The organism is Wolbachia endosymbiont of Frankliniella intonsa (assembly GCF_029856955.1).
Taxonomy (GTDB): domain Bacteria; phylum Pseudomonadota; class Alphaproteobacteria; order Rickettsiales; family Anaplasmataceae; genus Wolbachia.
This window is the reverse complement of record NZ_CP097148.1, coordinates 1,115,174-1,136,266: the sequence shown is the minus strand read 5'-3', so window position 1 is coordinate 1,136,266 and position 21,093 is coordinate 1,115,174. Positions and strand designations below refer to the sequence as shown.

Here is a 21,093-nt window from a genome sequence, read left to right as displayed (position 1 = left end):
AAATCGAGTTGTTAATATATGTGCTATTTAATATGATAAAAATAACTATCATATAAGATTTTTAATAAAAAGACATTATGTCACTAATCCAAGTGTAGGCGATTATTAATTAGCAAACCAAATCCTTCACAAAAGAGTACCTCATTTCATTCTCTTTTTTCTTTTTTATATATAGAAAAATTAGATAGTATTGTGAGTGCGGTTTTTTCTGTATTCTGATGCTTCTCAATTCTATAGTTCTCGGGTTAAATTTTCTTTTTTTACTGTTATTTCTCTTTTTCGTCGTAAAAAAGAATAGAAAGCTAAGTGAGGAGAAAGCAAATCTTGAACTTAAATTAGAGCGTGAGCTTCAAGAGGCAAAGCGAACTTTACTGAATAAGGATGAAGAGATAGTTGGGTTGAAAGTCAAAAAAGCAGAGCTTGAAGTAATTCTACAAAAAGAGCGTGAGGAAAAGAAAAAGGAAATAGAATTACTGACAAAAGCAGAGGAGAGGCTTACAAATACTTTTAAAGCGCTTTCTCTTGATGCTTTGCAGGTAAACAACAATAATTTTCTGAATTTAGCGAAGGAAGTAATCGATAGTAAACTAAAAGAAACAGAAAGTGATTTCAAAAAAAGGCAAGCAACGATCAACGAAGTTGTCACTCCAATAAAAGAAAAGTTAGAAAAATTCGATAGTGAAATACGTGACTTAGAGAAGGAGAGGGTAGGGGCCTATGAAGGTTTAAGGGAGCAAATTGGAGCATTAATGAGTCAAACTTCTAGCCTTGCTAACGCCCTGAGGAAGCCTCACATTAGGGGAAAATGGGGTGAAATGCAGCTAAAAAGAGTAGTGGAAATGGCGGGAATGATTGAATATTGCGATTTTTTGACTCAAGCCTCAGTAATTGATAAAAATGAGGACAATTTGTTGCGTCCTGATTTGATAATAAAAATGCCATCAGGAAAGCAAATAATAATAGATGCTAAAGTACCACTTGATTCTTATATGGATGCTATGTCGCAAAATGATTTGCAGATACAAAGGGAAAAATTGAAGAATCATTCTCTGGCAATAAAAAAACATATAAACGATCTAGGCAGAAAGGAATATTGGAATCAGTTTGAAAATACGCCAGAACTTGTAGTACTTTTCTTAACAGGAGAAGGAGTTTTCAGCGCAGCACTGGAGTGTGAACCAGCTTTGATAGAAATTGGAATAGAAAAAAAAGTTATTATTGCAACACCGATAACTTTAATTGCGCTGCTTAGGGCAGTAGCCTATGGATGGAAGCAAGAGGTGATAGCAGAAAATGCAAAGAAAATAAGTAAACTAGGCCATATTTTATATGAGCGAATCTGCACAATGGGCGAAAACTTTGACAATTTACGCAGGAGCTTAAAAAGCGCTGTCGACCATTACAATAAAACTGCTGGCTCGCTTGAGGTAAGAGTATTTCCCGCTGCTCGAGAATTCAATAATCTTGGTATACATGCAAAAAATAAAGAACTCACTGCTGCAAAAGAGTTGGAATCTTTACCACGCAGTTTACATGCTGAGGGGTTGAAAGTAGATTAGTATTTCAGGTCTACTTAACTTACATTTGCTGATTAAAACAACTTTCTAAAAATTTTTTTTATATAGCTCAATTCCTGCACATCATTTGCTGCATAAACAGGTATAGTTTGTTGCTCAGTACCAGTTATTTCTACAAAAATTTTGCCCACTTCTTGACCTTTTTTAATTGGTGCGGGTACCATATCTTTATACTCAATACGCACTTTAATTTTATTATGTAATCTGCGGTTATAAGTTATGGTAACATCGTTTGCAACTGTAACGGGCACTTTTTTATCTTTTCCATAAACAATATTTATTTCTTCAACTACGCTATCCTTAGCAAATATTTTCTTGGTATTAAAATGATTTAAGGAATATTGTATTAGTCTTTTTGCTTCCTCTATTCGCTCTTTCTCGGTGTCCAAACCATTCACAATAGCAAAAATTCTCCTATCGTTCCGTTTTGCAGATGCTATAATGCCATAACCACCAGCACTTGTATGACCTGTCTTTAGACCATCAACTCCAATATCATGGAAAAGTAAAAGATTTTTATTTTTTTGTACAATATCGTTATATGTCAAATATTGTTCAGAGAATAGATCATAGTATTCAGGAAAATCGGTGAAAATTCTTTTTGCCAGTGTTACCAAGTCTTTTGCGCTCATAAAATGGTTTTCATCTGGCCACCCGCTTGAGTTAACAAAATGACTATCATTAAGATTTAAATCTTGTGCAACTTCATTCATTTCAGCAACAAAATTCTCCTCTGATCCTGCAATACCCTCGGCTAGCGCTATGCATGCATCATTACCTGAGGCAATTGTAATTCCTTCAAGTAGTTCTTTTACCGTAACAAATTGACCTTCTTTCAAAAACATAGAAGATCCTTTCCTTTCCCATGCTTTTCTACTTACTCGAAATTTATCTTCCATTTTTATTATTCCAGCTTTTAGATAATCAAAAGCTACATATAAAGTCATTAACTTACTCATTGAAGATGGGGCCATTTTTTCACTGGAATTATGGTCAAAAATGAAAGAGTCTGAAGCTAAATCTAAAACAACTGCTTGCTTTGCTTTAGTTCTAAACTGATATGAGTACGAATTAAAAGGGAGTATAAAAATTAATAGCAAAGTTACTAATTTACTTAACATATTTATAATTTTAAATTTATAGTGTACTAATTAATAGTATGATTTTGCACGAGCATTTCAATAGATCTCTCGCATAAAACTTCCTTGACAAACTGCGCCAGCCCCCTTATTATGACAATAAGAGCATTTATCCTTGTTTTCGATCCGCGCGGGTTCAACAACAAAAATTCAGTAAAAAACTCAGATATTTATTGGCAAATTACATAAAAATTATAGCGGCTGCATGTCTTTTTTTATTTTTTCTACATTCAGCCAAAACGCTCTTATTTTAAGCGTTAGCAGATTATTACAGCGCCAATTTACATTATTAAACTCGTTACATGGGGATTTTTTGCCTTTTTTCGCTTGGTAAATTTATTAATATTTGCAACAAAGCCCACTGGGATAGAGGCTACTTGAATGACAAGAAGGAGGGAGCAGGAGATGACAACACTGCCATTAAGTTAAGGGAAAGAGAAGTTAAGATTGGACAAAAAATTTGAAGTGATTGATAATTATGGTAAATACTAGGGTGAATTTTTAAGAAAAGGGAGTCTGAAAAGTGCAAGTTATTTAAAAAAGTAATAATTGCAGGTTATTTTGCAAAGAATGTACTAATACAATGATACTGAAAAGATATCTTGAATTTAAAACACATGTTTTCTAGCTCTTTTCTGGTAGTTGAGTGAACGAATATCAGATATCTTATGACGATCAACTCTTCTCCCTTTTCTTACCACTAAAGTGTTCATCAAAAATAACTGTGATAGTCGATACATAATGCAGTCTATGTCTGACTCTGTAGAAAAATTATCAAAGGATAAGTTTTTAATCGCATTAAATGAGACAGATTTATTGATGCTTTTTTAGTTTACTATTCTGTGAGCTCAATGTCTCTTCATCATCTTCTATCATGATACTTTCTAGATTACTGATGAAGATAGTTGACCAAAAATCCTGCTTGATAGTTTCAATACTTTTTCCTGTGAAATTCTCTAAATTTAATCTTCCCTTCAGCCTAGAAAAAAATGTTTCTACTCCCCAGCGCAAGTAATATAATCTCTCAAACTCTTCAACTGTAAAACGTTTCTCATCTAACAGAGATGTTACTAATACTTCAACTTCTCCAGAAGAAAGTATTATTTTGACTAACCTGAATTTCATCTCATCAGGTAATCCTAGCTTTCGTAGCTGTCTTGCTACTTTAATAGGTGCGGTAGACACTACCACCGTACTAGATGGGCTTTCCGGCTTAAACATAGCGTTTATTTCATTGAAAGACGAACTTGAACAGCGAATTATATAATTGATTTTCCTTCCTGTAAGCTCAGCAAGAAATCGATAAGATACGTATCCTCTATCACAGATTAACAAATCGTCTGATTTTATGGATTCAAGCATACCGATCGCTAAATCAACCTCATAGCTGTCACCTCTACTTAGCACAGATTTTATTGCAATATTATTTGGCACATCGTAGCAAACTTCAAAGGTTGCACTTGTATAGTCTTCAAATCTCTGGATTCGATTTCATACTGCTCTTGAGCCAAACTCGCCTATTATTTTGTCGCTCTTTGGCAGAATCAGTATTGAAGCATCAAATGCAAGTACTCTGAAGCCATGGTGGGTTTTAAATTCCTGATCTTGTTAGTATAGGGAAACTATAGTATTTCCCAAAGCAAATGATAAAGGTATAACAAAGTATTTGAGTTATAATGGCATATAGTGTGGATTTAAGGGAAAAGGCAGTATTGATGATAGAAAAAGGGAAGACAAAGGTTGAGATAGCAGAGCTCATGGAGATAGGAATAGCAACTCTGTACCGCTGGTTAAAAAAGAAAGCTGCTGGTGAAAGCTTAAAGCCATCTAAAAACGGTAGCTTTATTCGAAAAATAGACCCAAAAATACTCGAAGAATATGTTACAAAGAATCCAGATCATACTCTGGCAGAGATGAAACAAAATCTTGGATTTGGAATAAATTCAATTTGGTATAGACTAAAACAGCTAAAAATTACTTTAAAAAAGTCACACTATATCAAGAGCGCAATCAAGAAGATAGGCAGCAATTTATTGATAAAATCTCAAAAATAGAACATTCCAGCATCTTATATATAGATGAAGCAGGAGTTGATAATAAGTTATACCGAGAATATGGACGTGCTCCAAGAGGAAAGAAAATTTATGCAGATGTTCCAGGGAGAACTCGAGAGAGAATCAGTATAGTAGCCGGGTGGATTGGAATGAGATTTATTGCACCAATGACTTTCAAAGGTGGGTGTGAAAAAGAGGTATTCAATATATTGTTGGAGAAGATGTTATTACCTAAATTGCCACTTGGCACAACCATAGTTATGGATAATGCTACATTTCATAAGACCACTAAAACAAAATCATTAATAGAGTCTTTTGGCTTTCATGTGCTGTATCTTCCAACATATTCACCAGATTTGAATCCCATAGAACACTGTTGGCATACCATCAAAAGCCGCCTCAGACCTCTAATGTATAAATGTACAGACTTACAACTTTTGGTTGGTAATACCATAATGGAAATTTATCCATTCATTTTAGAAAATACTATATATCATCATTTAACTCTGAAAACGCAGTATGCTTTAGCTTCTTTCTTGCTTGAGTAAATGCACTTGCCGTAATTGTGTAATCTTTTCTTGTATGCAGAACAAACTCATTAAGCATTACTTGTAATGACTTTACACTCTTTCTAAAAATCAGGAGAAATACACTAATGAAGGGCAGATTTCTTTTTCGTGAGAAGTCTTTTGAGGATGCTCTGTGTGCGTTTATAAAGTTTAAACTCATCAATTTATTTTTTATAAACATGATTATTCTTTTTTTTACTCATGTCATTACTTCTTTTAATTTGTGGATCTTACCTGATTTTACAATACAGTCCATCACTTTCCCTTAACTTAATGGCAGTGGGTTAACTATAAGGATGCATGGGGATGGACTCCTTTTAATTGTGCTGCTGCAAGAGGCAATATAGAAGTAATGAATTGTCTAATAGCCAATGGAGCAAATATTGAGACGAATGATCCACAGAAAATATTATTTTCTATTCATCCATATAATTTTCTAAAAGCAGTAAATACTATGATACAACTTGAAATATGTAAGGATGTGATAAAATTGGTGGAAACTGATCTTTTACGTTATGCTTCCAGAAATGGTAATATACTAATGGTATGTGCTTTATTAGAAGCTGGAGTAAATGTTAATGCAAGTGACGATTTATGATCAACTGCTTTACATAAAGCTGCCAAGTATAACCATCCGAAAGTAGTAATGACCTTAATTTCATATGGAGCAAATGTTAATGCACAGAATAACTCAGGCGAATGTCCTTTAAGTTATGCTATCGAACGTAGACACTGGATAGTAGTAATGACCTTACTATTTTATTGCGCAAAAACTTCATTGCCTGATCACTGCGGTGAAACTGTAAAAGATTTAGCTGAACGTCAAGGTATAAGTAATCTTCTAATAGAAGCAGAAAAAAGAGCACCAGATATACTTACGCGGCTTAACTTAGAATTAAGTATACTCAGAAACAAAGCATTAATGACAGTGCAACACACAGATTCACATATGGTGCAACACATAGCATCACATATGTTGAGAGAAATAGAATTACATCTATCTATCAGCTTTGAATTTATGATAAGAGATCAAGATAATCAAATTGAACAATTACAGTATAACGCTAAACTTAATGAAAAAGGAGTAGTACTTATAACTGACCCCATTAAATGTATGCAGTTAGGAACTAACACTAAAGCGTGTCCAGCTGAAATGGATGGAGTAAAAGAACAAATATTACATAGTCCTTGCAGGTGGTCATATCGCACTAAAAATGTTAATGTAGGAAGAGTAACATCTTTAGCTAACGGCATTGAGTGTATGAAGTTAGGGCCTAACACTGAAGCGTGTCCAGGCCCTAGTACTAAAGAGCCTAATACTCACCTCTCTATGATCGAGAAACTATCATTGTTACCACTTTACTCAGCTGTAGGAAAATATGAAGCTGTTATAAATAGTTAAATAATCCTCTAAATTCCAGCACGTAGCACTCGATGCAAGTAGCTGAAACTGAGGAGTACATTAGCTATGTTAGATTTTAGTTTACACAATAAAATTTTTATAAGTAAGATGTCAGAAGGTATCAAAACTATATTAGTAGAAGACAATAACGCTAGGCTCGATAGGTACATCAGAAGAATTTTTCCCAATTTGAAACAATCTGCAATTGAGAAGTCTTTAAGGAAAGGATTAATCAAGGTTGATAATTGCACGGCAAAATCCAGCGATAGGGTAAGCTCTGGGCAAACTATAATGATAAGATACTTAGACTATATTGAGAACACTAATTCTGACTGCAAATATAATGAAAAGTTAGTGAATCTACTAAGAGAGAACATATTATATGAAGACGAATATATAATAGCTATAAACAAACCCGCAGGGGTCATTGTTCAAGGCGGCATAAAGGTAAAAATTAGCATTAGTGATTTGCTTGATCAAATAAGAGAAGGGGAAATATTCAAAATTGTCCATAGACTTGATAGAGATACAAGTGGAGTAATAATATTCGCGCGCAATGCTAATATTGCAAGATATCTTATGGAAGAATTTAAAGGACGGAGAATAAAAAAAACTTACCTAGCATTGACTTATGGTATACCGAGCAAAGATAATGGAACAATAGACTATCCGTTGGTGAAAAAATATATTTCAGGGCAAGAAAAAGTAGTCGTTGATGAAGATTCACCTCAAAATGCCACTACACATTTTTCAACTATAGCAAAGCTAAAACACAATACAGCTTATTTAAAATTACAACCAATTACGGGTAGAACTCATCAGTTACGTGCACATTTAGCTCATATAAATTGTCCTATTATTGGTGATGGTAAATATGGTGGTAAAAAAGCTTTTATTGATGGGGTAGTAAATCAGATCCACCTTCATTCGCATTCTTTATCTTTAAAATTGCCAAATAATAAAGAAATCACTATTACTGCTCCTATCCCTAGGCATATCGAAAAATCTATTGAAGTGCTATCTTTCAACTAAAACGATTTCACCAATCAACTTTTCTATCTTTGGCTTTAATTTGAAGTACAGATATTAGGCTAATTAATGCACAGATAGTAAGATAAATGCCTGCTGCAAGTTTTGTTTCAGTTTTTTCTATAAGCCACATGCATATCGATGGAGAAAGACCACCAAAAATACCTGCAGATATGTTATGTGCTAGGCTAAAGCCAGTGCATCTAACTTTTGTTGGAAATAACTCGCAGGCGAGAGAATTATATATTCCAAAAGATGAGCCTATCGGCACACTTATTAATAGAAAAGTGAGCGTTACAATATAGTGGTTATCATATGATAATAGTGAAAGTGCCGGCAAACTGACACAAGCTAAAGCTAATAACGTAGGAATGATCACGTTTTTTCTTCCAACTTTATCAGACAGTATTGCAAACAGCACTGCAGACGTCCCAAATGTAATTTCAACCATAATCCTTACTACATTTTTAATATCAATATCTGAAAGAATAAGCTCTTTTACAGATATGTTGTAAAACATGATTACTGAATAAACAATTGCGTTTTGAGCAATGCCAAGTCCAATTGCTATCACAAATGCTCTTTTATAATTCTTGATTAATTCTAAAAAGGGAGAATTAGATAAGCTTTTATTTTGGTCATGAGTTTTGTATGCTAGACTCTCTTCCATTATGTACCTTATTAAAAAGCCTATTACACCCATAACAGAGCAGAAATAGAAGAGCAACCTCCAGCCCCAAATTTCATAATTTTCACCTGTAAACTTTTTGCAAACAGCTATCATTACAAAGCATATAATAGAACCAAGAGCACCACTAAAAGCTTTCATGCTACCTAAAAAGCCTAGATTTTTTTTGTCTCTTGAATGCTCTATTAAAAAAGCTGAATTGATACTTGTTTCTCCACCTGCTGCCATTCCTTGTGTTATTCTACAAAGCAGAAGCATTATAGGAGAAAATATTCCGATTTCTTTAAAGCTTGGTATAATCGCAATTGCAGTAGATGATATCGAAGCTAATATTACGGAAGTCAGCAAAATTTTCCTTCTGCCGTATTTATCTCCAATGTAACCAAAAATAAATGCACCAAGTGGTCTAAATCCAAATCCAATTGCAAAACTGCCAAGAAATTTGATTGTGCTTAAATAATCACTTTCTGAAGGAAAAAAAACGTTGCTTATTATATGCGTTAAAACTCCAAACAGAGTTACTTCATACCATATAATCATATTGCAGATTATGCTTGATAGTATTGCTTTTTTAATATTGTTCATAACTTCCAGTTTACCACACTCCGCTATAAAAATTTTTATTCAACAACCTTTAAAGACAACTCACGTAAATGCTTATCCTCTACTTTAGAAGGAGCACCCATTAGAACATCTTCACCTTGCTGATTCATAGGAAAACAGATTACTTCACGAATGTTCGTCTCATCAGCAAGCAGCATAACCATTCTATCAACCCCTGGTGCTATTCCACCATGAGGTGGCACTCCAAACCTAAATGCACGCACGAGCGCACCGAATTTTGTATCAACTTCCTCTTTACTGTAGCCTGCAATGGCAAAAGCTCTGTACATAATATCTAGTTTGTTATTACGAATTGCTCCACTTGACAGCTCTATTCCATTGCAAACAAGATCATATTGGTAAGCAAGGATATCCAGTGGATTCTTTTCTTCTAAATCTTTCAAGCCACCATGTGGCATAGAAAATGGATTATGAAAGAAATCAATTTTTTTACTTTTATCTTCATACGCAAAGTAAGGAAAATCAATCACCCAACAGAATTTGAAGATATTGTCATCTATAAGACCTAGTTCTGATCCCAAAAGAATACGCACTTTCCCTGCAATTGTTGCTGCCTCATTCTCTTTGTCAGAAGCAAAAAATACACTATCTCCAGGCTTTACATTTGTTATTTCTTTTATAGAATTTAACCTATTGTCATCAAGAAATTTAGCAATTGGTCCTTTTGCAATGCCGTCCTTATCAAATGTTATATACCCAAGACCTTTAGCACCTAATTCTTTTTGCGCATGTTCTATTTTTTTATCAAAAAAGCTGCGTGGTTCCTCTGCTGTTTTAGGAGCAGGAATGGCTCTCACTACCATACCGCGTTCAATATTGCTTTTGAAAATATTGAACTCTGAATCACGGAAAATTTCTGTTACATCGCTAATTAATAATGGATTACGCAAATCTGGCTTATCAGATCCATATTTGAGCATTGCTTCTTTGTATGTAATACGTGGAAAATCTTTATCGACAGACTTGCGAGAAAATTTCGCGAACACTTTATATAAAGTAGATTCAATAACCTGAAATATATCTTCTTGAGTCACAAAAGACATTTCAAGGTCGAGCTGATAAAACTCCCCAGGAGAACGGTCAGCCCTTGCGTCCTCATCACGAAAACAAGGTGCAATTTGAAAATATTTATCAAACCCTGAAACCATAAGTAACTGCTTAAAAATCTGAGGAGCTTGTGGTAATGCATAGAATTTACCAGGATTTAGTCTGCTTGGCACTAAGTAGTCACGTGCACCTTCAGGAGAAGAGGCAGTAAGTATTGGGGTTTGAATTTCCAAAAATTCTTGCTCTATCATGAGCTTCCTGAGTTCTGCGATGATTTGTGAGCGAAGAATAATGTTATTGCGGACTTTTTCTCGCCTTAAGTCAAGAAAACGATATTTAAATCTCATATTTTCTGGGTATTCTTGCTCACCGGCAATGCTTGCCAATATACTCCTTTCTTCTTTTGCTATTTCCTCATCACAGTGTAATTCAACTTCCGATTCAACTTGTAAATTACTAACTATAACTTCAATTTCTCCTGTGGAAATAGAGCTGTTTACCGTGTCTTCAGTTCTAGCTTTTACTATTCCTGTGACAGTAATCACACTTTCTGATTTTAAATTTGAAATTTCATCAAAAAAGTCTTTGTCATTATTGAATACCAGTTGAGTAATTCCATAAAAATCTCTTAAATCAACAAAGATTAGGTTACCATGGTCACGTTTACGGTACAGCCACCCAGAGAGAGTAACTTCCTTTTCTACATCATTCTTCCTTAATTCATTACACGCGTGAGTTTTATAGAAGTTCATTTAATTGAAATTTCTAGAATACAGAAAGATTATAAAATAAATTAACCTTTGGGCAAGATAATATCTAAAGATCCTTTACAAACAATTCTGATGTGGATATAATTTTTTTGATTGTGTGTATTGAGGTGTATTTATGAATCCTGAAGAAAAACTAGACAAAATTCTAGCTGAAAGAGAGAAATTTCAATCTAAAAGTGAGAAGAAACATTCTGTATTAAAAAAGCTTCTTAGAGCTGTTAAGGAGAATGACTTAGAAAAAGTAAAATCAATTTTTGAGAAAAACAGCTCTATTATTAAAGATGTTGTTACTCATATTAATGCCCCAGATGGTGAAAATTTATTAGGTTATGCTATTGATAGTAAAATGGCTAAATATCTAATAGAGCAAGGTGTACAATTCGTCAATGCAGTCGGAAAGGCAGTTATGAAAAAAGATTTAGAGTTAGTCAAATCAATCTGTCAGATGAATAAATCAATAGCTAAAAATGAGTTATCGCGAAATCCTGAGCCACTACAACATGCAACTCATGATCACAAATTTAATGATAAAATTGTAAGGTATTTGATTGAACAAGGTGCAAATCCTAATGTAACTGATCGTTTTGGTCGTTACTCACTTCATCTGCAAATTGCACGAGGCAATTTCAAAGGAGCTAAGGCTTTAATAGAAAACGGCGCGGATGTTAACTTAATAAATCAAGAGGTAAAAAGCTATCGGAAATTAATTATTGGTGGTATTGCGTTAAAGGGTGAGACTGCGTTGAATTTTGCAATTAGAATATATGACCAATATAAAGACATAGACGATGAAAAATCTGATGAAACCTTAAAATTTATAAGTTATTTAATAGAACAAAAAGCAAACTTAAATATTAAAGGTTGTAATGAGAGGGTCCCTTTAGATATTGCTATATCTAATAATTCTCCAAAGATAGTAGAATTATTGATAAAAGCTGGTGCTGATCTTAATGTTGGAATGGAAAAAGCAGAAGGTGTTTTAAAGTATGCAATTACTAAAGGGCATATAGATATAGGGAAAGCTACAATTCGATATATTTTGAAACATGACTCACACTGTTTAACAACTTCAAATAAACCAGATCTTCTCAATGACCAACAAGAGTTATCAGTCTACTGGGACGAATATAAAGCTCAAGTTAAAGAACTTAATGATATAGTGGAAGATAGAATTGACTTGACTGGTGACGGCTCTACCCGTCCTATAATGAGAACAGTGAGTGGCTTTTTAGATCATGAAAGTAGAAAAAATCTAGTAAAATCATCATTCATATCTAGTGCTGAGGCACCAGAAAATTTTTGTCCGAGAAAGCTGGCTGTTATAAGTGTAGCTGCAATAACTTGCGCTTTAGCATTATATTTTCTTGCTCCATTAATCATTGGGTCTGATGCTGGAATTGGTACTCAACTAGCATTAGGAGCTGTAGGTGCAGTTGTAGGTGGTGGAACTGTAATCTTGACCAATGTGGCAATAGATCAATGCTACGTTAATTCAGCTACTCAGAAAGCTGACTAAAATTAAAGCGCCATAGATTGCTAAAACTCCATAATTGTGGAGTAATATAATGTTACTTTCCTCAAGCCTTTAGCTCCTCAAATACTTCTCTTGCTCTGTTTAAAACAGAATCAGGAAAACCAGCAAGTTTTGCTACATGTATTCCATATGACTCATCTGCAAAGCCCTCAATTACTTCATGTAAAAAGATGACTTCTCCTTTCCATTCTTTTATTTTCATACAAAAACATTTCACATTTTCTAAGTATTCACCTACTTTAGTCAATTCATGATAATGAGTTGCAAAAATGGCGCGGCACTTATTTACATTGTGAATATGTTCAATCACTGCCTGTGCAATAGATAATCCATCATACACTCCTGTGCCCCTACCAATTTCATCAAGTATCACCAAGGAACGATCTGTTGCCTGATTTACTATCGTTGCTGTTTCGATCATCTCTACCATGAAGGTAGAATAACCAGCTGTTATATTATCTGTTGCACCAACCCTGCTAAATATCTTGTCAATCACTCCTATATGCGCACTCTCTGCTGGCACAAATGACCCCATGTGAGCTAAAACTGCAATGAGAGCGTTTTGCCTCAAAAAAGTGCTTTTTCCCGCCATATTAGGCCCAGTAATTAGATGTATACCAGCTAAATTGATGCTATTTGAAATGAATTTATCGTTAACTTCAACCACTGGATGTCTTCCGCTACAGATATTGAACTCTTTGCTGTCATCAATGATGGGTTTTACGTAATTATTTTGCACTGCAAGCTCTGCAAACGCGGTTCTAATATCAAGTTTTGCCAAAGCATTTGCAGCAAGAGCAATTTTTTCAGATTCTTTAGCGACTTCACTACACAGTTCACTAAAAATTTTCATTTCTAAGCCGATTGCAGCATCACGTGCCGTAAGAATTTTATTTTCTAGTTCTTTCAATTCATTAGTAGTGTAGCGCATGCTATTTGCTAAGCTTTGTCTATGAATAAATATATCCGAAGTTATTTTGTGATTTGCCGACACTTCAACGTAATAACCGAGTATGTTGTTATGTAATATTTTAAGTGCGGCAATACCAGTTAGGTCGCGATAAGATTCACGGAGTTTGGTTATTAGTTTATTACTATTATTTAATATGTAGGATAACTCAGATAATTCTGAGTTGTATTTTGAGTGAATAAATCCTCCTTCTTTCACGGAACTGAGGTTATTATCAAGTATAGCACTATTTAACAGTTCAAATAGGTCTTTATGATTGCCAAGGCTTTTATGTATTGTGCTTAGTTCACTTTCGTCACTACTTATCACCTGAGTAGTAGACACTGGTTCCTTTTCTCTGGTCAAGCACTGGAATGACATCTGAGAGTTAATTTCTGATTTTTCACTTAAACAATAATTATGCAAGGTAGACAGAAACTCAGACAACTCTAAAGTTTTTCCTAGGCCTATTTTTAATAGGTTCATATCCTTTGGTGAACCACGCCCTAGTATTAAGCGCGATAAAGACCTCTCAATATCTGGAATGTTAGATAATATCTCTCGTATTTTTCTGCGTGGCTCATGATTATTTACAAAAAATTGAGCGGTGCTGAGCCTCAAATTAATTGCCTTAGAGCAAGCAAGGGGTGAAGCGAGCATTTGGTTGAGCAGGCGTACACCAGAGGCTGTAACTGTGTGATCAATAACTGAAATTAGTGAACCTTTCTTTTCACCAAATTGAGTTGAAAACAACTCAAGATTTCTCCTTGCTGAAGCATCAATAAGCATGAAATTTTGTTGCTTATAGTTTTTTGGGAATTCAAGCCTTGGAATGGAGCCCCTTTGTGTTACTCTGACATATTCAAGCAGTGCACCGCACGCCATGATTTCTACTTTGCTGAAATTTCCTATACTCCCAAGTTCCCTGATTTTATAAAACTCGCATAACGTTCTGTGAGATTTACTATACTCAAAAAAACTCTGTGCGTGTTGCGTAATTGATATTTTATAATTTTTTAAAATCGATCTAATTTTTTCGTCCTCAGTGAATTTTTCAGAAATTAATAATTCTCTTGGTGATATACGCAATAAATCACTATCTAGAGCTTTCAAATTCGTTAAAGTGTGAAAAAACTTTCCCGTTGATAATTCAAGACAACCAATAGCATATTCGTCATTTTGTTCAACTATGCATGCGAGATAATTATTGCTTTTATCCTCCAGTAGCGAATCTTCTATAATTGTACCTGGAGTTACAACTCGTACTACATCACGTTTTACTATGGATTTATAGCCCCTCTTTTTTGCTTCATCAGCAGTTTCTAATTGGTCACAGATTGCTACTTTGAATCCTAAATCTATTAGCTTGTGCAGGTAAGACTCACTACTGTGTGCTGGCACTCCACACATTGGTATTTCTTGCCCATTTGAATTGCCCCTCTTGGTTAGCACTATATTCAGCAATTTCGCAGCTTTAATAGCATCATCGAAAAACAATTCATAAAAATCGCCCAGTCTATAAAACAATAGATGATCCGTGTATTGAGCTTTCAAATTTAAATATTGCTCCATTACAGGGGTATTTTTTTCTCTTATTAAGTTCATAACATTTTTAAATATGTTAGCAGCAAACCACTTACTCTGGTGTTGGTTATTTTATTATGGATCAATATTTTTTTTTAGCTATAGTACAAAAACAAACAGTTTGAGGTAGAATTATGGAATATGAACGGTTGTTAAAAATATTAAGGACAATAAGTGACTTAAATGAGAACAATATAATCGAAAGGGTAAAAGAGGAATTGGAAAAAGAAGATCCAGACACGTATAAAAAGTGGCAAGATAATGGATTTAACATAAATTATACATTCGATGATCAAAGTACATTGTTACATATAGCTGCTAGAAATGATCTTGTAAAGATAGCAGAGCTTTTAATAAAAAAAGGGGGTAATGTTAATACAGCAGATCAAGATGGATGGAATCCTTTACACTTTGCTGCTGCAAGTGGTAGTATAGGAGTGGTAGAGATTCTCATAGCAAACGGGGCTAATGTTAATGCAGCAGATCAAGATGGGTGTACTCCTTTGCATTCTGTTGCTCACAATGGACATAAAGAGATAGTAGAACTCCTATTAGACAAGGGGGCTAATGTTGATGCAGTAGATAAAGTTAAGATAACTCCTTTACACGCTGCTGTTCGCTTTGGTTATACAGAGATAATAAAAGTTCTCATAGCAAACGGGGCTAATGTTAATACAGCAGATCAAAATGGGTGTACTCCTTTGCATTGTGCTGCTCACAATGCAAATAAAGAGATAGTAGAACTCCTATTAGACACGGGAGCTAATGTTGATGCAGTAAGTCAGGCTGAGAGTACTGCATTACATCATGCTGTTTCTGCTGAAAATTGCCAAGTGGAAATAGTAAAAGCTATCATAGAAAAGGAAGCTGCTGTTGACATAGCGGATAAATACGGGCGTACTCCGTTATGCTGGGCTATTAGAAATGGCTATTCAGAAATAGCAAGAATTCTACTTGAAAACAAAGCAGATCCTTTATTGGGACATAAAAGTTTTAACACATTAAAGCTCTTGATTGAATTAATAAAAAATGATTTTAAGCACTCTAAGAAAGCAGAAGAAACACAGCAACAAGAGGATGATGAATATGAATTGATTAAATACTCGCTGGTACTTCGCAATGACTGTTCTTTAACTGATATTGCTGAAAGAGGTGCATTTGGTAAGCTGATATCTACGTGGCTTGTTGACATGTCCAACTTAACAGAGAGTCAGAAGGAGTTGAATAAAAAATTCTTAAGTACTTTTAAAGACTTTCCACATGTTACTTATAAGGATTATAAGAACGATGTTGAAAAAATTAAAAAATTTTTACTGGATCATAAAAGTAATCAAGATCTAAAAACAATCCTCAACCTTAAAAGAGGAGAATCTAAACTGACAATACTGCATATTCTATCAAGTATGGAATGTAGCAATGCGGGAGAATTCATAGATTTACTGTTGAATTCAGGTGCTGATCCTAATGAAAAGGACGACACAGGAAGAACGCCTTTGCATTATGCTACTCGTTCTGGTCATTGTGGTACAATCATCAAATTGCTTCTAAGGAAAGGAGCTAATCCTGATATAAAGGATAAGAAAGGTAAAACCCCAATAGAATTTGCAGTTAATAATCCCAACCGTAATATTAAAGAGTACTTTTTAACTGATGATGTTCTTTATGGAACTTTTCGTAAAAAAACACAAGTTGACCTTAATGGAGAAGACAAATATATAAATTTATGGAATGATTTCACACTAGATAAGCAAGACCCATTGAAATATTTAGATCGATTAGATAAAGCTCAAGACATAAATCAGCTAGAACAGGTTGTAAATGAAGCTATAAAATCTAAGGTAAGGTTCAATCTTACTTGTGAGGGAAATATATATGAAAATACTTATGAGAGTAAGTATAATTTTACAGATTATGTAATAAGAAGAATTAGTGAATTAAAGATTTTTCAAGGTGAAAGGGACATAGAAGTTGCTAGTCGCATAGTATGTAATTTGGTAAAAAGAGGTGCAGTATTTGAAACTCTAAGTAGTATAATTGTAATTGATAAACTAGAGAAGTTTAAAGACCACAAAGCTAATCTGAAAGAAGCACGTAAAAGCTATATACATTATTCTCTAAGGTTTTTGGAAGCTGCAAAAAACGCAACTACTGGCAAGGTAAAAGAGGCAAAAATGGACAACTTCACTTTCTACTTGAAATACTCAAAGAATAGTATAGTCGAGGTTGCAAAAATCATAAATGGAACAGATGAAAGCACAGAATTTCGAAGAGACGTGATAGCAATCGGTGAAAGCGAGATAGAAATTTTAACGGAAGGTGGGGTAAGAAATTATACTTACCTTATAGGTAATATAGTACTGACTTTTCATACTGATTTGGGAAAAGTAGATGCTAGATTGTATTCTGATGTGCAAAATGCAGGAAAAATTATAGTAGAAGTGAGTAACAAGGAGGAAATATTGGAAAAGTTTAAAAATTATAAAGAAGAGTTAGGTGAGAACTGCTTGCTTGGTGGTTCTTCTGTCTACGAAGCTATTAAGCAGGGATATTTTAAAAGGCCTGAGGAAGTAGATTCCATATATCATGTAAGTTCTTCATTAGAAAATATATCTTTATTTCCTATTGTACAACAGAACATAGAGAAAATTCGCTAGCAAGGTTAGTGTTGCTTAGCTTAAGTTTAAATTGCCAAAAAATGCAATTTATGATACTGAAGGAACTACTTTTTTGCTAGAAGGCAAAGCAGCAAGGAGCGAACCAAAAGCGATAAGAAAGGATCCAAGCCAGATTATAGACATTCCAGGTTTATAGTGCACTTTAGCTGCAATTTTGCTCTTACTCTTATCAATCTCTCCAATTACAACATAAATATCAGAAAATAAATTGTGGTAGATACTGCTTTCAACATTTTTCTGACCTTCCGCAAGGTAAAATCTATATTCAGGAGTTACTTCACCTAATATCTTATTATTCAGCAAATTCCTGATATCCATTGTACCCCTCACTGCATGGAAATTTTTTTCTTTTATTAGCTCAATATTTCGTAAAGTAACTTTAAATTTATTGACTGTTATGCTGTCTCCTATTCCCAAGTAGTTTTCTTTTTTCTCCTGCCAACCAACTGAATAAGATATACCAAGCACTAGAATTGTCACTCCAGCATGAGCAAGCATCATTGCATAGTAGGACTTAGAAACTCTTCTTGCTAATAAAATTGATTCACCAAATGCTACCTTAAATAAACAAATTCTTTTACTATATGCTTCTAAAACAAAGATTAATAATGCTATGGAGATTGTAATTGATAGCACAATCATTAGCTCCATGTGAAAGATAAACGGCAAAATAGCTGCAGCACTACAAAATGAAAATCTATATTCACGGAATATTGGCAATAGACTATTTCCCTGCCAACTGCAGTATTGCCCTATCATGGTGAGCACTAGAATAGCTAGTGCAATAGAGTTAAATAAAGAATTGTAATATGGTGCTCCAACTGAAATTAATTCACCGGTTAAATACTCAAGCACTGTAGGGTATAAAGTGCCAACAAATACGATAAAAAATGCAGTAATAAATAATAGATTGTTTATTAGCATCATTGTAAAACGTGAGAAAATAGGGAAGTTTTGCTTTGGTATGTCCCCTGATGTCATTCCAGCGCGTGACCACATATTTTTTTCCTGGATCCCAGTGTCAAGCACTGGAATGACAGGTGGTTGTGCAAGAGATCTATTCTTTTTTACAAATACGATAAATACTACTAAACTACTGACTGTAATTACGCTGAGCAAAGCTAATATATATAATCCATATTTTGGATCATCCGCAAATGTGTGCACTGAGGTAAGTATTCCTGAGCGGACTAGAAATGTTCCAGTCACACTCAATATAAAAGTTGTAAGCGTAAGTAAAATAGCGAAATTCCTTAAAGTATTGAAATTTCGTACAACGAGCAACAAATGTGTCAGCGCCACTGCAATTAGCCAAGGCATCAAAGAAACGTTTTCCACTGGATCCCAGAACCAGAATCCACCCCAACCGAGTTCACGATATGCCCACCAGCTACCCAAGCTGATGCCCAAAGTGAGCAGCGACCAAGAAATAAGTACCCAAGGCCTGACAATTTTAGCCCAAACATTTCCTTCAGTATTTAAAATTAATCCAGCTATAGAGAGCGAAAAAGGAACGCTAAATCCAAGGTACCCCAAATATAATACCGGTGGATGAATAGCAAGGCCTATATCCTGCAATATCGGATTAAAACCCAGTCCATCTGTTTCAATGCCTGGCATTTTAGTGAAGGGGCTGGATTCAAGTAAAGTGAACAGTAAAAAACAAAAGCAAATCAAGCCTTGGGTGATAAGAGATATTTTTTTTAATTTACTACCATTAGTTCGTTCTGGTGTCATGCAAGTAGCTGACACTGGAATCCAGTTTTTATTACACTGCCATTTGATGTACTCATTTGCAATTAAATTGTCTGGATCCCAGTGTCTGGGCACTGGGATGACAGAAGGTATATAAATATCCATTAGTAATAAATACATGACAAGCACTAAGGTCCAAAGCAACATAGACCCTTCTTTATTTCCCCAAACACCACAAATCTTATAGATTAAAGGTTTTGTTGTGTGTGAGTGGTAATATACGTTTTCAAGTGAGAAATCATTTTTAATGTGGCAGTATATCAAAATAGCCATTGATGCTGACACACAAAAAAATATGGCAGAGGAGACGAATCGGTAAGAACTAAACGGTAGAAACAAATAAGTTAAAGATAACAAACAGGCTACCAATAACAATATATTCCCAAATTCAGGCATAAGATTCATATAATGATATTACTAATAATAAATTGGGAGTTAAAGTTTTAATATAGGAACAAAGTTTATAATGCACCCCATAAACTAGACCAAAAAAATGGTTGATCCGAGTAGGAAGGTAAAGGGGTAAAAGAATGGCAACAAAAAAATATGAACCAGAGTTAAAAGCAAAGATAGCTTTGGAAGCAATAAAAAATCAAAAAAGCACAGCTGATACCAAAATCCATTACTGACGGAACAAATAAGAAACATTACAAACTCGTTTAATAGTAGTACTGGAAATATTGACAATAAAATTACACAAAACATCTTCAAGTAAACCTATGGTATCGTAGATACTATTGCGTAAAGTATTGTATTTGATATATTGCCACAACCTTTCAACAGGATTCAGTTCCGGTGAATAAGGAGGCAAGTATATGATGGTAATGTTTTCCTGAATTTTCAAACTTTTTGATCTATGCCAACTTGCACAATCCATTACAAGAAAGGCTTCTTTCGTGCCTAAATCTTTCGACATCTGCTCCAGAAATATATTCATACAATCAGTGTTTACATATGGAGCAAGTAGGCTAATTTTCTTACCACTTCTTGGATTTACCGCACTTTAGATATAGAAATTTTGTCTACCAATTTTCATTTTAACCTGCGTTCTGACCCCTTTTTAAACCATCCGTGTCCGATTTTTGAATGACTCCCAAATCGTGACTCACCAAAAAACCCACCTCCCTTTTAGGGTGGAAATTGACTATTTTATTGAAGTATCTTTTAAACTCTTCTTGCTTGTTTTTATCTTGTTTATGGTCCATTGGCCTCGGTGTTATGTAAGAAAATTTCATCCTTTGTATCTCACGGTGCACTGTTGATTTGCTGATGTTTAGGCAAATTCCTCTGAGATTTTTATTTGTACTTCCTTAATAGTAATATTTGGATTTCTTTCTACCCATATTTCAATTTGCTCACGTTGATTTTTGTTTAATTTGCTTTTTCTTCTCCGCTGAAACGGGGCAAATAATTTTTCTACTCTACCAAATTTTAGATGCTTTATCCATTCAGTCAAAGCAGTCCTTGAAATTTTACATATTCTTGCCACAGCGCTTATACTACTTTCTTTTCCTGCTATCACCGCTTGTAACTTTTTTGAAACATATGCGTTATTTCTTACCTTTTTTAACATTTCTTTCGCTAAATTTACAACTCTTTCGTCTAATAGTTTTGACCTTAATGCCATTTATACCTCGCTATTTCACTTACTCTAGTATGACTTTTTCCCCATTATTCTCTATCTGTTCTTTCTATAG

13 protein-coding genes and 3 pseudogenes are annotated in these 21,093 nt (G+C 34.4%); 8 read left to right on the top strand and 8 right to left on the bottom strand.

Annotation, left to right across the window (positions count from 1 at the left end; translation table 11 throughout):
- Nucleotides 1–218: 218 nt before the first annotated feature.
- On the top strand, nucleotides 219–1,559 hold the full coding sequence (locus M3L71_RS06280) for a DNA recombination protein RmuC (protein ID WP_280143406.1): 1,341 nt from the start codon (nucleotides 219–221) through the stop codon (nucleotides 1,557–1,559).
- Between the two features lie 32 nt (nucleotides 1,560–1,591).
- On the opposite strand, the gene M3L71_RS06275 is transcribed toward M3L71_RS06280, so the two are convergent.
- Nucleotides 1,592–2,698: a D-alanyl-D-alanine carboxypeptidase family protein gene (locus M3L71_RS06275; RefSeq protein WP_280143405.1), complete on the bottom strand. Its 1,107-nt coding sequence runs from the start codon at nucleotides 2,696–2,698 to the stop codon at nucleotides 1,592–1,594.
- 626 nt (nucleotides 2,699–3,324) lie between these two features.
- Nucleotides 3,325–4,354: pseudogene (locus M3L71_RS06270) on the bottom strand (IS4 family transposase); the annotation flags it as partial.
- A gap of 38 nt (nucleotides 4,355–4,392) precedes the next feature.
- On the opposite strand from M3L71_RS06270, the gene M3L71_RS06265 reads away from it, so the two are divergent.
- Both M3L71_RS06265 and M3L71_RS06260 read left to right on the top strand, forming a co-directional pair.
- Nucleotides 4,393–4,770 carry an IS630 transposase-related protein gene (locus M3L71_RS06265; RefSeq protein WP_280143348.1) on the top strand — a complete coding sequence of 126 codons (378 nt, stop codon included), beginning with the start codon at nucleotides 4,393–4,395 and terminating at the stop codon, nucleotides 4,768–4,770.
- The gene (locus tag M3L71_RS06260; protein WP_349292748.1) at nucleotides 4,749–5,318 is read left to right on the top strand and encodes an IS630 family transposase; all 570 of its coding nucleotides are present in this window, start codon (nucleotides 4,749–4,751) and stop codon (nucleotides 5,316–5,318) included. The genes M3L71_RS06265 and M3L71_RS06260 overlap by 22 nt, the downstream gene beginning before the upstream one ends.
- Here M3L71_RS06260 and M3L71_RS06255 read toward each other — a convergent pair.
- Nucleotides 5,260–5,520: pseudogene (locus tag M3L71_RS06255) on the bottom strand (IS4-like element ISWpi18 family transposase); the annotation flags it as partial. The gene M3L71_RS06260 and the pseudogene M3L71_RS06255 sit on opposite strands and share 59 nt — an antisense overlap.
- Nucleotides 5,521–5,691: 171 nt before the next feature.
- Here M3L71_RS06255 and M3L71_RS06250 point away from each other — a divergent pair.
- From M3L71_RS06250 to M3L71_RS06240, 3 genes are all read left to right on the top strand, one after another.
- On the top strand, nucleotides 5,692–5,937 hold the full coding sequence (locus M3L71_RS06250) for a hypothetical protein (protein ID WP_280143404.1): 246 nt from the start codon (nucleotides 5,692–5,694) through the stop codon (nucleotides 5,935–5,937).
- Between the two features lie 48 nt (nucleotides 5,938–5,985).
- Nucleotides 5,986–6,741: a hypothetical protein gene (locus M3L71_RS06245; RefSeq protein ID WP_349292696.1), complete on the top strand. Its 756-nt coding sequence runs from the start codon at nucleotides 5,986–5,988 to the stop codon at nucleotides 6,739–6,741.
- A gap of 108 nt (nucleotides 6,742–6,849) precedes the next feature.
- The gene (locus M3L71_RS06240; protein ID WP_280144161.1) at nucleotides 6,850–7,773 is read left to right on the top strand and encodes an RluA family pseudouridine synthase; all 924 of its coding nucleotides are present in this window, start codon (nucleotides 6,850–6,852) and stop codon (nucleotides 7,771–7,773) included.
- A gap of 7 nt (nucleotides 7,774–7,780) precedes the next feature.
- Here the strand turns inward: M3L71_RS06240 and M3L71_RS06235 are convergent, their stop codons facing one another.
- Nucleotides 7,781–9,043: an MFS transporter gene (locus tag M3L71_RS06235; RefSeq protein ID WP_280143403.1), complete on the bottom strand. Its 1,263-nt coding sequence runs from the start codon at nucleotides 9,041–9,043 to the stop codon at nucleotides 7,781–7,783.
- A gap of 35 nt (nucleotides 9,044–9,078) precedes the next feature.
- Nucleotides 9,079–10,881: an aspartate--tRNA ligase gene (aspS, locus tag M3L71_RS06230; RefSeq protein ID WP_280143402.1), complete on the bottom strand. Its 1,803-nt coding sequence runs from the start codon at nucleotides 10,879–10,881 to the stop codon at nucleotides 9,079–9,081.
- Nucleotides 10,882–11,014: 133 nt separating this feature from the next.
- On the opposite strand from aspS, the gene M3L71_RS06225 reads away from it, so the two are divergent.
- On the top strand, nucleotides 11,015–12,415 hold the full coding sequence (locus tag M3L71_RS06225; RefSeq protein ID WP_280143401.1) for an ankyrin repeat domain-containing protein: 1,401 nt from the start codon (nucleotides 11,015–11,017) through the stop codon (nucleotides 12,413–12,415).
- 61 nt (nucleotides 12,416–12,476) lie between these two features.
- Here M3L71_RS06225 and mutS read toward each other — a convergent pair whose 3' ends face one another.
- A complete protein-coding gene (mutS, locus tag M3L71_RS06220) occupies nucleotides 12,477–14,987 on the bottom strand; it encodes a DNA mismatch repair protein MutS (protein ID WP_280143400.1) in 2,511 nt (836 codons plus the stop codon).
- A gap of 113 nt (nucleotides 14,988–15,100) precedes the next feature.
- Here mutS and M3L71_RS06215 point away from each other — a divergent pair, with 113 nt between their 5' ends.
- Nucleotides 15,101–17,620, top strand: coding sequence for an ankyrin repeat domain-containing protein (locus M3L71_RS06215; RefSeq protein ID WP_280143399.1), 2,520 nt, complete (start codon nucleotides 15,101–15,103; stop codon nucleotides 17,618–17,620).
- A 48-nt stretch (nucleotides 17,621–17,668) separates the two neighbouring features.
- On the opposite strand, the gene M3L71_RS06210 is transcribed toward M3L71_RS06215, so the two are convergent.
- Together M3L71_RS06210 and M3L71_RS06205 are read right to left on the bottom strand one after the other, a co-directional pair.
- The gene (locus M3L71_RS06210) at nucleotides 17,669–19,792 is read right to left on the bottom strand and encodes a heme lyase CcmF/NrfE family subunit (RefSeq protein ID WP_458695200.1); all 2,124 of its coding nucleotides are present in this window, start codon (nucleotides 19,790–19,792) and stop codon (nucleotides 17,669–17,671) included.
- Nucleotides 19,793–20,018: 226 nt separating this feature from the next.
- Nucleotides 20,019–21,023, bottom strand: a pseudogene (locus M3L71_RS06205) (IS630 family transposase).
- Nucleotides 21,024–21,093 lie beyond the last annotated feature (70 nt).

What these genes read in the sequence shown, in the direction of transcription:
- M3L71_RS06280 (WP_280143406.1), top strand. Translation starts at nt 219, where the DNA reads ATGCTTCTCAATTCTATAGTTCTCGGGTTAAATTTTCTTTTTTTACTG.
- M3L71_RS06275 (WP_280143405.1), bottom strand. Translation starts at nt 2,698, where the DNA reads ATGTTAAGTAAATTAGTAACTTTGCTATTAATTTTTATACTCCCTTTT.
- M3L71_RS06265 (WP_280143348.1), top strand. Translation starts at nt 4,393, where the DNA reads ATGGCATATAGTGTGGATTTAAGGGAAAAGGCAGTATTGATGATAGAA.
- M3L71_RS06250 (WP_280143404.1), top strand. Translation starts at nt 5,692, where the DNA reads ATGAATTGTCTAATAGCCAATGGAGCAAATATTGAGACGAATGATCCA.
- M3L71_RS06245 (WP_349292696.1), top strand. Translation starts at nt 5,986, where the DNA reads ATGACCTTAATTTCATATGGAGCAAATGTTAATGCACAGAATAACTCA.
- M3L71_RS06240 (WP_280144161.1), top strand. Translation starts at nt 6,850, where the DNA reads ATGTCAGAAGGTATCAAAACTATATTAGTAGAAGACAATAACGCTAGG.
- M3L71_RS06235 (WP_280143403.1), bottom strand. Translation starts at nt 9,043, where the DNA reads ATGAACAATATTAAAAAAGCAATACTATCAAGCATAATCTGCAATATG.
- aspS (WP_280143402.1), bottom strand. Translation starts at nt 10,881, where the DNA reads ATGAACTTCTATAAAACTCACGCGTGTAATGAATTAAGGAAGAATGAT.
- M3L71_RS06225 (WP_280143401.1), top strand. Translation starts at nt 11,015, where the DNA reads ATGAATCCTGAAGAAAAACTAGACAAAATTCTAGCTGAAAGAGAGAAA.
- mutS (WP_280143400.1), bottom strand. Translation starts at nt 14,987, where the DNA reads ATGAACTTAATAAGAGAAAAAAATACCCCTGTAATGGAGCAATATTTA.
- M3L71_RS06215 (WP_280143399.1), top strand. Translation starts at nt 15,101, where the DNA reads ATGGAATATGAACGGTTGTTAAAAATATTAAGGACAATAAGTGACTTA.
- M3L71_RS06210 (WP_458695200.1), bottom strand. Translation starts at nt 19,792, where the DNA reads ATGCCTGAATTTGGGAATATATTGTTATTGGTAGCCTGTTTGTTATCT.